Annotated in this window: 13 protein-coding genes; 3 read left to right on the forward strand and 10 right to left on the reverse strand. The window is 47.5% G+C overall.

Translation table 11 applies throughout. The features are described from left to right. Nucleotides 1–13: 13 nt before the first annotated feature. From rplC to DU481_RS04270, 10 genes are all read right to left on the reverse strand, one after another. Nucleotides 14–661, reverse strand: coding sequence for a 50S ribosomal protein L3 (gene rplC, locus DU481_RS04225; RefSeq protein WP_350132855.1), 648 nt, complete (start codon nucleotides 659–661; stop codon nucleotides 14–16). 73 nt (nucleotides 662–734) lie between these two features. Beyond that, on the reverse strand, nucleotides 735–1,043 hold the full coding sequence (rpsJ, locus tag DU481_RS04230) for a 30S ribosomal protein S10 (RefSeq protein ID WP_013966801.1): 309 nt from the start codon (nucleotides 1,041–1,043) through the stop codon (nucleotides 735–737). Between the two features lie 76 nt (nucleotides 1,044–1,119). Beyond that, nucleotides 1,120–2,310: an elongation factor Tu gene (gene tuf / locus DU481_RS04235; RefSeq protein WP_090449274.1), complete on the reverse strand. Its 1,191-nt coding sequence runs from the start codon at nucleotides 2,308–2,310 to the stop codon at nucleotides 1,120–1,122. Nucleotides 2,311–2,341: 31 nt separating this feature from the next. After that, nucleotides 2,342–4,432 (reverse strand): elongation factor G, encoded by a 2,091-nt coding sequence (gene fusA, locus DU481_RS04240; protein ID WP_350132857.1) that lies wholly within the window; start codon nucleotides 4,430–4,432, stop codon nucleotides 2,342–2,344. A 61-nt stretch (nucleotides 4,433–4,493) separates the two neighbouring features. After that, nucleotides 4,494–4,964, reverse strand: a complete 471-nt coding sequence (gene rpsG, locus DU481_RS04245) for a 30S ribosomal protein S7 (protein WP_090320199.1) — start codon at nucleotides 4,962–4,964, stop codon at nucleotides 4,494–4,496. 64 nt (nucleotides 4,965–5,028) lie between these two features. Continuing rightward, on the reverse strand, nucleotides 5,029–5,406 hold the full coding sequence (gene rpsL / locus DU481_RS04250; protein ID WP_090320171.1) for a 30S ribosomal protein S12: 378 nt from the start codon (nucleotides 5,404–5,406) through the stop codon (nucleotides 5,029–5,031). A 286-nt stretch (nucleotides 5,407–5,692) separates the two neighbouring features. Then, entirely contained in the window at nucleotides 5,693–6,178 is a 486-nt protein-coding gene (locus DU481_RS04255) for a YajQ family cyclic di-GMP-binding protein (RefSeq protein ID WP_350132859.1), read from the reverse strand. Nucleotides 6,179–6,278: 100 nt separating this feature from the next. Next, nucleotides 6,279–7,502, reverse strand: a complete 1,224-nt coding sequence (locus DU481_RS04260; RefSeq protein ID WP_107803493.1) for an argininosuccinate synthase — start codon at nucleotides 7,500–7,502, stop codon at nucleotides 6,279–6,281. Nucleotides 7,503–7,573: 71 nt separating this feature from the next. Next, nucleotides 7,574–8,500 (reverse strand): ornithine carbamoyltransferase, encoded by a 927-nt coding sequence (gene argF / locus DU481_RS04265; RefSeq protein ID WP_350132861.1) that lies wholly within the window; start codon nucleotides 8,498–8,500, stop codon nucleotides 7,574–7,576. 45 nt (nucleotides 8,501–8,545) lie between these two features. Then, nucleotides 8,546–9,706: an aspartate aminotransferase family protein gene (locus tag DU481_RS04270; RefSeq protein WP_350132863.1), complete on the reverse strand. Its 1,161-nt coding sequence runs from the start codon at nucleotides 9,704–9,706 to the stop codon at nucleotides 8,546–8,548. A gap of 306 nt (nucleotides 9,707–10,012) precedes the next feature. Here DU481_RS04270 and gyrA point away from each other — a divergent pair, with 306 nt between their 5' ends. The 3 genes from gyrA to DU481_RS04285 are packed head-to-tail and all read left to right on the forward strand — an operon-like array spanning nucleotide 10,013 to nucleotide 14,866. Next, nucleotides 10,013–12,574: a DNA gyrase subunit A gene (gene gyrA, locus DU481_RS04275; protein WP_350132865.1), complete on the forward strand. Its 2,562-nt coding sequence runs from the start codon at nucleotides 10,013–10,015 to the stop codon at nucleotides 12,572–12,574. Between the two features lie 29 nt (nucleotides 12,575–12,603). After that, nucleotides 12,604–13,683, forward strand: coding sequence for a 3-phosphoserine/phosphohydroxythreonine transaminase (gene serC / locus DU481_RS04280; protein WP_350132867.1), 1,080 nt, complete (start codon nucleotides 12,604–12,606; stop codon nucleotides 13,681–13,683). Further along, nucleotides 13,676–14,866, forward strand: coding sequence for a 3-phosphoglycerate dehydrogenase family protein (locus DU481_RS04285; RefSeq protein ID WP_350132869.1), 1,191 nt, complete (start codon nucleotides 13,676–13,678; stop codon nucleotides 14,864–14,866). Before serC ends, DU481_RS04285 begins: the two co-directional genes overlap by 8 nt. Nucleotides 14,867–14,868 lie beyond the last annotated feature (2 nt).

Consider the following 14,868-nt stretch of genomic DNA (forward strand, 5'->3'; position numbering starts at 1 on the left):
TTTATTAATCAATTTACTTTTTTACTTTGATGCTCGAACGCACTATTACATTACCACCTTTAGATCCTGGTATAGCGCCTTTCAAAAGCAGTAAATTTCTTGCTTCATCAATTCTTAATATCTCTACATTCTGAACAGTTCTTCTTACATTACCCATATGACCGGACATTCTTTTCCCGGGAAAAACTCGACCAGGATCTTGCGCCATCCCAATTGATCCTGGTTTATTATGCGCTTTTGAATTACCGTGACTAGCTCGATTGGAAGAAAAGTTATGTAACTTTATCGTTCCTGCATAGCCTTTGCCGATAGTTGTTCCAGATACGTCCACCTTTTGGCCAACATTGAATATTCCACATGTAATTACAGCACCAGTTTGCAGTTGATTGATATCTTCATCTGCAGTTACTCTAAACTCTTTTACTATGCTTCCTGCTTCTACGCCAGCTTTTGAGAAATGTCCTGCAATTGATTTATTAACTCTATTCGCTCTTCTCTTTCCAAATGTTAATTGCACTGCAGAATAACCATTTGTGTCAGATTTTTTTAACTGAGTTATGCGATTATTGGAAACATCAATGACTGTTACTGGCAAACTATCTCCATTCTCAGTAAAAATGCGAGTCATCCCAACTTTACGACCAATCAACCCTATTGCCATTTTCCGCCTCTATCAAAGAGTACATGTTTTTAATAAGAATAACTAAATACTCTAATTATTTATTTAAAAATACTTATAATTTGATTTCCACATCTACGCCAGCGGGCAAATCCAATTTCATTAAAGCATCGACTGTTTTATCAGTTGGATCAATGATATCCATTAATCTTAAGTGCGTCCTAATCTCAAATTGATCGCGAGATGTTTTATTTACGTGAGGCGATCTCAATACATCAAAACGCTCGATCCTAGTCGGCAGTGGGACAGGGCCCTTAACTACAGCCCCTGTTCTTTTTGCTGTTTCTACAATTTCGAGTGCCGATTTATCTATCAACCGATAATCGAATGCCTTTAGACGAATTCTAATTTTTTGGTTTTGCATATATATTTTAATTTCGAGTTTATAGATCCAATTTCACAATTGAATTGACTCTAACTTTATTTCGCCTTATAAAATATCATTCAATAATTTTTGCGACGACACCGGCACCAACCGTGCGCCCGCCTTCTCGTATCGCAAATCGCAATCCGTCTTCCATCGCAATCGGTGCTATCAGATTTACCGTCACCGATACGTTATCCCCAGGCATCACCATTTCCGTGCCCGCGGGTAATTCAATCGCCCCCGTGACATCCGTCGTTCTGAAATAAAATTGTGGACGATAACCAGGGAAAAATGGGGTATGTCTTCCACCTTCTTCCTTACTTAACACATATATTTCCGCTGTGAATTTGGTATGTGGCGATATGCTGCCCGGTTTTGCCAGCACCTGCCCGCGTTCTACTTCTTCACGTTTAGTGCCGCGCAACAGTATTCCCACATTATCACCGGCTTGACCTTGATCCAATAGTTTGCGGAACATTTCAACGCCCGTGCATACTGTCTTTAGCGTGGGTTTAAGGCCTACGATCTCAATCTCTTCACCTACCTTGATGATACCTCTTTCAACCCGTCCCGTTACAACCGTTCCACGGCCAGAAATCGAGAAAACGTCTTCCACTGGCATAATAAACGCACCATCGATTGCACGTTCCGGTTGTGGTATGTAACTATCCAACGCCGCCGCCAATTTCAATATGGAAGGTTCGCCGATATCGCTTTGATCACCTTCTAGTGCTTTCAGCGCCGAACCAACAATGATCGGTGTGTCGTCACCTGGGAAGTCGTATTTGGACAATAATTCGCGTATTTCCATTTCCACTAGCTCTATCAGCTCAGCGTCATCAACCATATCCGCTTTATTCATATAGACGATGATGTAAGGAACACCCACTTGGCGCGCCAGCAGTATATGTTCACGCGTTTGCGGCATTGGACCATCAGCAGCCGACACTACCAATATTGCTCCATCCATTTGGGCCGCGCCCGTGATCATGTTCTTCACATAATCCGCGTGCCCAGGACAGTCCACATGTGCGTAATGACGATTCTCTGTTTCGTATTCCACGTGGGCCGTATTAATGGTAATTCCGCGCGCACGCTCTTCCGGCGCTGAGTCAATCTGATCGTAACTCTTCGCTTCTCCGCCAAATTTCTTCGTCAATATCGTCGTAATTGCCGCCGTTAGCGTCGTCTTACCATGATCCACGTGTCCTATCGTGCCAACATTTACGTGTGGCTTCGACCGCTCAAATTTACTCTTTGCCATGTTCTATTCCTTTACACTCTATACAATTCGATTACTTTTTATTGATTATCGCATCAGCTACATTTTTCGGGGCTTCTGAATAATGCTTAAATTCCATTGAGTAAGTTGCCCTACCTTGTGTAGCTGATCTTAAGGCTGTTGAATAGCCAAACATTTCCGCCAACGGTACCTCGGCCCGAATCACTTTAAACCCGGGCACGTCTTCCATTCCCTGTATCATACCGCGCCTAGATGACAAATCTCCAACCACATTTCCCATAAAATCTTCTGGTGATTCAACTTCAACTGCCATCATTGGCTCCAATAGCACTGGATTGGCTTTACGCATGCCATCTTTGAAAGCTATAGATGCGGCCATCTTGAATGCATTTTCATTTGAATCTACATCGTGATAAGAGCCATCAAAAAGAGTAACCTTAACATCCACCACTGGATATCCTGCCAACACTCCACTTGGCAACGTTTCCAGCAAACCTTTTTCGACCGCTGGTATATATTCGCGCGGCACGGAACCGCCTTTTATCTCATCTACAAATTCAAAACCTTTACCCGCCTCATTCGGTTCCATTTTTAGCCATACATGACCATACTGACCACGCCCGCCTGATTGCTTGACAAATTTTCCTTCAATTTCAACTGATTTTTTTATCGCCTCACGATATGCAACTTGAGGAGCACCAACATTAGCCTCTACACCAAATTCCCGTTTCATTCGATCAACAATAATTTCTAGATGCAACTCACCCATTCCTGAAATGATGGTTTGACCGGATTCTTCATCGGTACGCACTCTGAAGGAGGGGTCTTCTTGCGCCAATCGATTGAGCGCAATACCCATTTTTTCCTGATCCATTTTTGTTTTCGGCTCAACAGCAACATGAATTACAGGCTCAGGAAAATCCATTCTTTCCAATGTAATTACCTTTTGTGGATCACAAAGGGTATCTCCCGTTACCACATCTTTCAAACCCACAGCAGCAGCTATATCGCCCGCCCTTACTTCTTTTATCTCTTCACGCTGATTTGCGTGCATCTGCAATATCCTACCTATTCTTTCTTTTTTACCCTTAACCGGGTTATAGACAGTATCACCAGACACAACAACACCGGAATAAACTCTAAAGAAAATTAACTGCCCAACGTACGGATCGGTGGCAATTTTGAAAGCAAGCGCCGAGAATGGCTCATCATCATCAGCCTTGCGTTTATCAGCCTCACCACTTTCGTTCTCGCCCTGTATCGCCAAGACATCGGTAGGTGACGGCATATAATCTATGACCGCATCCAGCATAGCTTGCACACCTTTATTTTTAAAGGCGGTCCCACACATCATCGGAACTATTTCATTATTGATAGTCCGTGCACGTAACCCAATTTTTATATCCGAGATCTCCAAGTCTCCATTCTCAAGATACTTATTCATTAAGTCTTCATTTGCTTCGGCTGCCGATTCCAGCATTTTTTCACGCCAAACCTGAGCATCAGCCTTTAAATTTTCCGGTATATCACGCTCTTCAAATTTCATTCCGCGACTGTCATCGTCCCAGTAAATAGCTTTCATCTTTACCAAGTCGACAATACCCTCAAATTTATCTTCAGCTCCGATGGGTAATTGTATGGGCACTGGCATGGCTTTTAATCGCGCCTTAATCTGTTCATACACACGCATGAAATTTGCACCAGACCGATCCATTTTGTTTACAAAGGCAAGACGCGGCACTTTGTATTTATTCGCTTGCCTCCAAACTGTCTCAGTTTGCGGCTGCACCCCACCCACTGCACAAAAAACTGTACATGCACCATCCAAAACACGCAATGATCGTTCCACTTCAATCGTAAAATCTACGTGACCGGGCGTGTCTATTATATTGACGCGATGCTCTGGATAATTTCCAGCCATCCCCTTCCAAAAACAGGTTGTGGCTGCCGACGTAATCGTAATACCCCTTTCCTGCTCCTGTTCCATCCAGTCCATCGTAGCTGCGCCATCATGAACTTCACCCAGCTTATGCGACACACCAGTGTAAAAAAGGACACGCTCGGTCGTCGTTGTCTTACCCGCGTCGATATGAGCCATAATACCTATGTTTCTATAACGCTCTATTGGAGTTTTTCTTGCCACGGTTTAATGCCTTACGATTAATTCAACTTACGATTATGTTTAATACCAGAGACACAATTTATTAAAATCTAAAATGTGAGAATGCTTTATTGGATTCCGCCATTCTGTGCACTTCTTCTCGTTTCTTTACCGCACCGCCACGCCCCTCTGCTGCTTCGGTCAATTCACCCGCCAGCCTTGCATCCATTGACTTTTCACTTCTCTTTCTAGCCGCATCACGGAGCCAACGCATCGCCAACGCATTCCGCCGCACCGAACGCACCTCTACTGGTACTTGGTAATTCGCGCCACCCACTCGACGACTCTTAACCTCTACTACCGGACGAACGTTAGTCAACGCCTGGGTAAAAACTTCGAGCGGATCATTCCCGGTTTTTTTGCCTATATGTTCTAGCGCGCCATAGATAATTCTTTCAGCAACAGACTTTTTACCACGCGTCATGAGAACATTGACAAATTTCGCCAATTCGACATTGTGGTATTTTGGATCAGGTAATATTTCACGCTTTGGAACTTCTCTACGTCTTGGCATTATGAAACCTCTACATTACTCAATTTTATTTTTTCTAGAAATTTGGAAGGTGTCTAAATTAATTTTAAGCAGTCTTTGGCTTTTTAGAACCATATTTTGAACGACTCTGTTTGCGATCTTTAACACCTGCTGTATCCAGACTTCCCCTGACCGTGTGATAACGAACACCCGGCAAATCTTTAACACGACCACCACGGATTAACACTACCGAGTGCTCTTGGAGATTATGCCCTTCACCGCCAATATAACTTGTCACCTCAAATCCATTAGTTAGCCTTACCCTAGCTACTTTCCGTAAAGCTGAATTTGGCTTTTTGGGTGTTGTGGTATATACCCTTGTACATACACCCCTTTTCTGCGGGCTGTTTTCGAGCGCAGGAACAGTACTTTTAACTTGCTTGGCAGCACGTGGCTTTCTAACTAACTGACTGATTGTCGGCATTTCTGTGTCCTAAAAAACTGGAATGGCTTTAAGCCGTCCTTCGTCTATTTGCTTTAATTTCCCAATAACAAATATATTGGCAATTAGTAATACCGTCCTTCAACTAATCCGAAGATACGGCAAAAAAGAGAGCGGATTCTATTGGGTTTATTCATATATGTCAAGACGAAGATAGATCATCCAAGTAATACGCTTCCTGCCCTTGTCACATATCCCCGCTACTTACTTTCAGCTTAGAATCTTAACCTTGTTTCCCAAACTGCAAAATTAAATTTTCCAGTAGCAATTAATCCCTGAAATTTTGAAATTGCAATGGAAAATTATCAATCGTTTTTTTTACCATCTGAATTGCTTCTTGCAGCATATCTTTTTTAGCGCCGGTTACTCGCACGACATCGCCTTGAATGCTAGCCTGAACTTTGAGCTTGCCATCCTTGATGTGCTTAATAATTTTCTTTGCCAGCTCAGTTTCAAGTCCTGTTTTAACTGTTACTACCTGCTTAACTTTATTCCCGCTAATTTTTTCAACCCGGTCTTTCTCCAAACATCGCACATCCACGTTCCGCTTGGTTAGCCGGGTTCTGAGAATATCCAATATTTGTTCCAGTTTAAATTCGTCGTCTGCGAATACCGTCAGCTGATAATCTGTCTGCTCCACTCTGGCATCCGAACCTTTAAAATCAAACCGGGTAGTGACTTCCTTGTTCACCTGATCAACAGCATTCCTGACTTCCTGCTTATCAACTTCCGAAACGATATCAAATGATGGCATTATCTCTCTCTGCGCAGAAACAATTACGCTCTACTCGCTTTCTATGAATTCATTATTCCAAGTAAACCAGTAATATCCTTGACATTAGGGTTTGAAGAAATTATTTTTGATGTTTCTTTCCTGCGTTAGCCGCAATGCGCATTCTTAAGGCATTCAGTTTGATAAACCCTGCCGCATCCCCTTGATTATAAGCACCCGCATCTTCTTCAAACGTTGCGATAGTGGGATCAAACAAGGAGTCGGTTTGCGAGTCTCTACCGGCCACAATAACATTTCCTTTATACAACTTCAGTCTCACCCAGCCATTTACTTTTTCCTGGCTCGCATCAATCATGGTTTGCAACATTTGGCGTTCAGGGCTCCACCAGTAACCGTTGTATATCAGAGCCGCATAACGTGGCATTAAATCATCTTTCAGATGCGCCACTTCCCGGTCGAGTGTAATCGACTCTATAGCACGATGCGCTCGCAACAAAATAGTCCCGCCTGGGGTTTCATAACAGCCACGTGACTTCATGCCCACATAGCGATTCTCCACCAAATCCAACCGGCCTATGCCATGTTTCCCGCCTAATTGATTGAGCTTTTCCAATACGCTCGCTGGCGATAATGCAGCACCGTTAAGTGCCACCACATCACCCCGTTTAAACTCGATATCCAGATATTCCGGCTCATCCGGTGCTTTTTCCGGCGAAACGCTCCAGCGCCACATGGACTCCTCCGGCTCCGCGGCAGGATCTTCCAGAATTCTGCCTTCGTAAGAGATATGCAACAAATTGGCATCCATACTGTAAGGCGATCCCACCTTTTTCTTCATTTCGACCGGAATACCATGCTGCTCGGCGTACTGTAATAATGTCTCACGGGAGGTTAAATCCCATTCGCGCCACGGTGCGATGACATGGATATCCGGTTGTAATGCATAATAACCCAGCTCAAAACGCACTTGATCGTTACCTTTGCCGGTGGCGCCATGTGACACAGCATCAGCACCGGTTTCTCTCGCGATTTCAATCTGTCTTTTGGCTATCAACGGACGCGCAATGCTGGTACCCAGCAAATACTCCCCTTCGTAAATTGTATTGGCACGGAACATGGGAAATACAAAATCGCGGACAAATTCCTCACGCAAGTCATCGATATAAATTTCCTTAACACCCAGCTGCTTTGCCTTTGCACGCGCCGGCTCCACTTCCTCTCCCTGCCCGATGTCTGCTGTAAAAGTTACGACTTCACACTGGTAGGTATCTTGCAGCCATTTCAAAATGACGGATGTATCCAGTCCCCCGGAAAATGCCAAAACCACTTTATTAATCTTTTTCATTATTCTCAGTACATTCGTTTATCTAGCGCTGTTATCCGTTAATGCGCAACCCATGAATCCCAATTGCAATTTTATTTTGCAGTATCTATTTTACCCAGCAGCAAATACTCCATCAGTGCCTTTTGGGTATGCAACCGGTTTTCCGCTTCGTCCCATACCACGGATTGCGGTCCATCCAGCACTTCCGCGCTAACCTCCTCACCCCGGTGAGCTGGCAGGCAATGCATAAATAATGCATCCGGTTTTGCCAGTGCCATCATCTCCTCGTCAACGCAAAACTCGGCAAAATCATTCTTTCTTTGCTCCGTTTCCGATTCAAACCCCATACTGGTCCACACATCCGTCGTGACCAGATCCACCCCTTGCACCGCTTTATGGGGACTGACAAATTTCTCAAAATGCGCAGTACCATTGAGCCCTATCCGCACAGAATCAACATCGTAACCGGGTGGCGTGGAAACATGCACTTTAAAGTTAAAAATCTCGGCCGCCTGCAGCCAAGTACTGCACATATTATTGGAGTCACCGATCCATGCCACTGTTTTGCCTTCTATACTGCCTCTGTATTCTGTGTACGTAAAAATATCGCTCATGATCTGGCATGGATGATATTCATCGGTTAAACCATTGATTACCGGTACTCTGGAATACTCCGCAAAGCGCCTGACAAGGTCATGCTGATAGGTTCGGATCATAATCAGATCGACCATGCGGGAAATCACCCGCGCCGCGTCTTCCACCGGCTCTCCCCGCCCCAATTGCGTATCCCGCGTTGACAGATAAATGGCCGCACCACCTAATTGATGCATACCGGCTTCAAATGACAAGCGCGTACGGGTTGAATTCTTGTCAAAGATCATCGCCAATGTGCGATCGGCCAACGGCCAGTATTGCCGGTATTGTTTGAATTCCTGCTTTATCCAGCGCGCGCGCGCAAATAAATACTCATACTCATCGCGGCTAAAATCCTTGAATTGCAAAAAATGCTTTAATTGCATAACGCGATAAACAACCAATCAGTAATGCATTGCTATGCAATCTGCTTAGTTATTCAAAAACTCCTTTATCAACAGACAAGTAATATCAATCACTTGCTCAGCCTCATGTTGCTGCATCACAAATGCTGGCAGCAAGCGAATCACTTTATCCGATGTTACATTGATTAATAATTTCTTCTCCAGCGCTTTCCTCACCAATTCAATGCAAGGCACGGAAAGTTCGACACCGACGATTAAACCCTGACCTCTGACCTGCACAACACCCGGAACATCGGCCAGTTGATTCCGCAACCGGTCACGCATGAAATCGCCTAATTTTGTCGCATGCTCCAGCAGACCTTCATCGGCAATTACTTTGAGTGTTTCAATCGCCGCCGCGCAGGCCAACGGATTACCACCAAAGGTGGAGGCATGATTACCCGGCTTGAACACTTCGGCAGCGGTGCCTTTGGCTAGACAAGCGCCAATCGCCACACCCCCGCCCAATCCTTTCGCCAGCGTAACAACATCCGGCATGATATCGCTGTGCTGAAACGCAAACCATTTACCGCTGCGCCCGATTCCCGATTGCACCTCATCGAGCATCAGCAGCCAGCCATTCTGGGTGCACAGATTGCGTAATCCTTGCAAATAATGCGCTTCGGGAATATTCACCCCGCCCTCGCCCTGAAACGGCTCCACCAGTACCGCCACAACATCTTTATTATTGGCGGCCACTTGCGCTATCGCTTCCAAATTATTATAAGGAGCGCGCACAAAACCGGATAACAGCGGTTCAAAACCGGCTTGCACCTTGCGGTTTCCACTGGCTGTCAGCGTTGCCATGGTACGGCCATGAAATGACCGTTCCATGACTACGATCGTGGGCAGCGATATCCCTTTGTTATGTCCATACAGCCGGGCCAGTTTGATAGCGGCTTCATTCGCTTCTGCACCGGAGTTGCAGAAAAACGCATTATCCATCCCGGATAATTCCGTTAGACGTTCAGCCAGACGTTCCTGCTTTTCAATGTGAAAAAGATTAGAGGTATGGATCAGCATCCCGGCTTGTTCACAGATCGCCCGGGTTAACCTCGGATGGCAATGACCCAGCCCGCACACCGCCACACCGGCCAATGCATCCAGATACCGCTCACCACGATCGTCCCATAACCAGACCCCTTCGCCTTTAACAAAGGTGACAGGCAACCGTGAGTATGTATTCATCAAATTAGACACTGCATCACACTCGCATTTGTATTTTAAACGAAAAATTCAATTCAGCGCTCCACCCGGTACGGTAAGGAAAATTTGAAAAAGTTGTTATGGTTACCTATTTAGTCTGCTTTTTCAAGCTTTTTTCTTTGCAGATCTACTCATTTATGGCAATTTTTATGCCGGAGGCATAGCAAAGTTAGTCGAGAAACGATAGCAGCATGTTAGAATGGCTCGGTTAACAAATTTCTTATAGCCAGTTTCAACTAAGATACATTTCTGCATCATAACCCGTTGTTTCTCACAAAATCATAAGATATGAATCAGTTTGCCAAGGAAACTCTGCCCATCAGTCTTGAAGAAGAAATGCGGCGTTCCTATCTTGATTACGCGATGAGCGTCATCGTGGGCCGCGCGCTGCCAGATGTTCGTGATGGCTTGAAACCGGTGCACCGGCGCGTATTATTCGCCATGCATGAGCTATCCAACGACTGGAACAGGCCTTACAAAAAGTCCGCGCGTATCGTCGGTGACGTTATCGGTAAATACCATCCGCATGGCGACACCGCCGTCTATGACACCATCGTCCGCATGGCGCAGGACTTTTCCTTGCGTTATATGCTGGTCGACGGACAAGGCAACTTCGGCTCGGTCGATGGCGACAATGCTGCGGCAATGCGTTACACCGAAATCCGCATGTCGCGCATTGCGCATGAATTATTGGTCGATCTCGACAAGGAAACGGTGGATTTCGGTCCCAACTACGACGATTCCGAAAAAGAACCGCTGATTCTGCCAGCCAAGATACCTAATTTGCTGATCAACGGCTCCTCGGGTATCGCCGTCGGCATGGCGACCAACATTCCGCCGCATAATCTGAATGAAGTTGTGGAGGCTTGCCTTGCCTTGCTCAAAAACCAGGATATCACCATTGATGAGCTGATCGATATTATTCCGGCGCCGGATTTTCCTACCGCCGGCATCATTTATGGCGTCACCGGGGTACGCGACGGTTATCGCACCGGCCGTGGCCGCGTGGTGATGCGTGCGCGCACACATTTTGAAGATCTGGAAAAAGGCAGCCGCCAATGCATCATCATCGATGAATTGCCTTACCAGGTTAACAAAGCCAATTTACTGATACGTATCGGCGAACTGGTACGCGACAAGAAAATCGAAGGCATTTCTGACTTGCGCGACGAATCCGACAAATCCGGCATGCGCGTCGTCATCGAACTGAAGCGCGGCGAAGTGCCCGAAGTCATTCTGAACAATCTGTATAAAGAAACACAAATGCAGGATACGTTCGGTATGAACATGGTGGCCTTGCTGGATGGCCAGCCGCGCTTGCTGAATTTGAAACAGATCCTCGATGCATTCCTGCGTCATCGCCGCGAAGTCGTCACACGCCGCACGGTATTTGAACTGAAAAAAGCGCGCGAACGCGGTCATTTACTGGAAGGCTTGGCAGTGGCGTTATCCAATGTCGATGAAATCATCGCGTTGATTAAAGCAGCACCGACGCCCGCTGACGCCAAGGAAGGCTTGATGGCGAGAACCTGGCATTCCAAATTGGTCGAGGAAATGCTGACGCGCGCCATGGCCGACGCCAATGCGCTGCGTCCGGAAGGGTTGGATAATATGTTCGGTTTGCAAGCCCAGGGTTACCGGCTTTCCGATGCGCAAGCGCAAGCGATCCTGGAACTGCGTTTGCAGCGCTTAACCGGTCTGGAACAAGAAAAGATCGTCGATGAATACAAGGAAGTCATCGATAAAATCATCGATTTTCTGGATATTCTGGCCAATCCGGAGCGCATCACCAGCATCATCACCGAAGAACTAGATGCAATCAAACAGCAATTCGGCGACAAACGCCGCAGTGAAATCATCATCGATACACAGGACCTTAGCGTCGAAGATTTGATCACACCCGCCGATATGGTAGTTACCCTATCGCACAGCGGCTATATCAAATCCCAGCTACTCGACGACTATCGCGCGCAAAAACGCGGCGGACGCGGCAAGCTGGCAACGAGCACCAAGGAAGATGATTTCATCGACAAACTGTTCATCGCCAATACGCATGACTATATTTTATGCTTCTCAAGTCTTGGACGTGTGTATTGGATCAAAGTCTATGAAGTGCCGCAAGGCGGACGGCAATCGCGCGGCAAGCCGATCATCAACTGGTTGCAGCTGGAAGAAGGTGAAAAAATCAACGCCATTCTGCCGGTTAAAACCTTTGATGAAAACCGCTTTGTTTTTATGGCAACATCGTTTGGCACCGTCAAGAAAACGCCGTTATCGGAATTTTCCCGTCCGCGCAACAATGGCATCATCGCCATTGGACTGGACGAAGGCGATTTTCTGATCGGTGTTGAACTGACCGAAGGTAAACATGATGTCATGTTGTTCTCGGATAATGGCAAAGCCATGCGCTTCAGCGAAAACGACGTGCGTCCGATGGGCCGTACCGCACGCGGTGTACGCGGTATGAAACTGGGTTCCGGACATAAAGTCATCTCGATGCTGGTAGCGGAAAATGAAGAACTTGCGGTGTTAACGGCAACGGAAAACGGTTTCGGTAAACGCACGCCAATCAGCGAATACACCCGCCACAACCGCGGTACGCAAGGTATGATCGCGATCATCACCAGCGCGCGCAATGGCAAGGTGGTCACCGCGAAACTGGTAAAACCGGACGATGAAATCATGCTGATCACCTCCGGCGGCGTCATGATCCGTACGCGTGTCAACGAAGTACGCGAAATGAGCCGTGCCACGCAAGGTGTCACCTTGATCAATCTGGATCCGGGCGAGAAACTGGCCGGTCTGGAACGGGTGGTCGAAAGCGAAGACAGCGATGGAGATGGTGAATAGCCAATAACTCACTAACCGGAAAAAACGCCATGGATCAGATCTACAATTTCAGCGCGGGACCCGCAGTCCTCCCGAAGGAAGTATTGCAACAGGCGCGCGATGAAATGCTCGATTGGCACGGCAGCGGCATGTCGGTGATGGAAATGAGTCACCGCGGCAAGGAGTTCATGTCGATTGCGGAAAAAACCGAGAACGATCTGCGCGAACTGGCGAACATTCCACGCAACTATAAAGTGCTGTTTCTGCAAGGCGGTGCCTCCAGCCAATTTTCCATGGTACCGATGAACCTGCTGCGCGGCAAAACAACAGCAGACTATATCAATACTGGCCAGTGGTCGGCGAAAGCCATCGAAGAAGCCAGCCGCTATTGCACGATCAATGTCGCTGCTTCGTCGGAAGATGCCCATTTCACGCACATCCCGCCACTGGAACAATGGCGTCTAAATCCCGATGCAGCGTATGTGCATTACACCAGCAACGAAACTATCGGTGGTGTCGAGTTTCACTGGGTACCGGAAACGTATGTCCCATTGGTCGTCGATATGTCATCCGATATCTTGTCACGTCCACTGGACGTAACGCGCTACGGATTGATTTATGCCGGTGCGCAAAAAAACCTCGGCCCCGCCGGACTGACATTGGTCATCGTGCGCGAAGATTTATTGGGCCAGCCGCTGCCCGGCACACCGACGCTGTACGATTATCAGATTCACGCCAAGAATGACTCGATGTACAACACCCCGCCCACTTACGCCATGTACATTACCGGCCTGGTGTTCGCCTGGTTGAAAAAACAGGGCGGGCTGGCGGCGATGGAAAAAATCAACATCGCCAAAGCCAAATTGCTGTATGACTTGCTCGACAGCACTGATTTTTATCACTGCCCGGTGGCGATAGCCGACCGGTCGCGTATGAATGTGCCGTTCACGCTGAAAGATTCCGCGCTGGACGGTGAATTTCTCAAACAAGCGCAACACAACGGTCTATTGCAGCTAAAGGGGCATCGCTCGGTCGGCGGCATGCGGGCATCGATTTACAATGCCATGCCGGTCGAAGGTGTCGCGACGCTTGCCGCTTTCATGAAGGAGTTTGCCAGCCGCCATGCCTGAACAACTACTCTTTAAAATTCTGACACTCAATTCGATTTCTTCGCACGGACTCAACCGCTTTCCCGCAGAGCGTTATCAGACCGGTCATGATATCGAGCAACCGGATGCCATCTTGGTGCGCTCGCATAACATGTTGAATAGTGTCATCCCGGAAAGCGTGAAAGCGATCGGACGCGCCGGCGCGGGTACCAACAATATTCCGGTCGACACGATGAATGCGCGCGGTGTGCCAGTTTTCAATACGCCCGGCGCTAACGCCAATGCCGTCAAGGAATTGGTGCTGGCCAGCTTGTTTCTGGCGGCGCGTAACCTGGTACCGGCATTGCAATTCGCCGACAGTCTGCAGGGTGACGATGCAGCGCTCAACAAGCAAGCTGAAGACGGCAAAAAACGTTTTTCCGGTATCGAATTGCCGGGGCGCACGCTAGGCGTGATCGGCTTGGGTGAAATCGGCCGCCTGGTTGCCAATTCAGCTATCCGGCTGGGCATGAAAGTCATCGGCTTCGACCCGAAAATCACTGTCGAATCGGCCTGGAGCTTGTCGGCGGAAGTCAAGAAAGCCAACAGCCTGGAAGATTTGCTGCGCCACAGCGAATTCATCAGCGTGCACGTGCCGCTGCTCGATTCGACGCGGCATTTGATCAATAGCGCCAGCATACAATTGATGAAGCATCATGCAATTGTGCTGAATTTCTCGCGTGGTGCGATCGTCGATGAAGATGCGATCCTGCAAGCCATCGCCGCCAATAAAATCAAAACTTACGTCAGTGATTTCCCCAGCGAGAAACTGCAACACCAAAAAAATGTGATTACCTTGCCGCACCTCGGCGCATCGACCACCGAGGCGGAAGACAATTGCGCCGTGATGGTGGTGGATCAATTGATCGATTACCTGGAAAACGGCAATATCACCAACACCGTCAACTTTCCGGATACGCAGATGGAACGCGAAGTACCTTACCGCGTCGCGGTCGCCAATGCCAACGTACCGAATATTCTGGGACAGATTTCGACCAGCATGGCGCAGGCTGGACTGAATATTCATACCATGATCAACAAATCGCGCGGTGGCATGGCTTATACGCTGGTCGATACCGACAGCCCGGTCCCGCCGCATGTTTTGCATGAGATAGCATCGATCAGCGGCGTGCTGATGGCGCGTTATCTGCGTCTTCCCGGATAAAC

The sequence above is a fragment of the Nitrosomonas sp. genome (assembly GCF_040240425.1).
GTDB lineage: Bacteria > Pseudomonadota > Gammaproteobacteria > Burkholderiales > Nitrosomonadaceae > Nitrosomonas.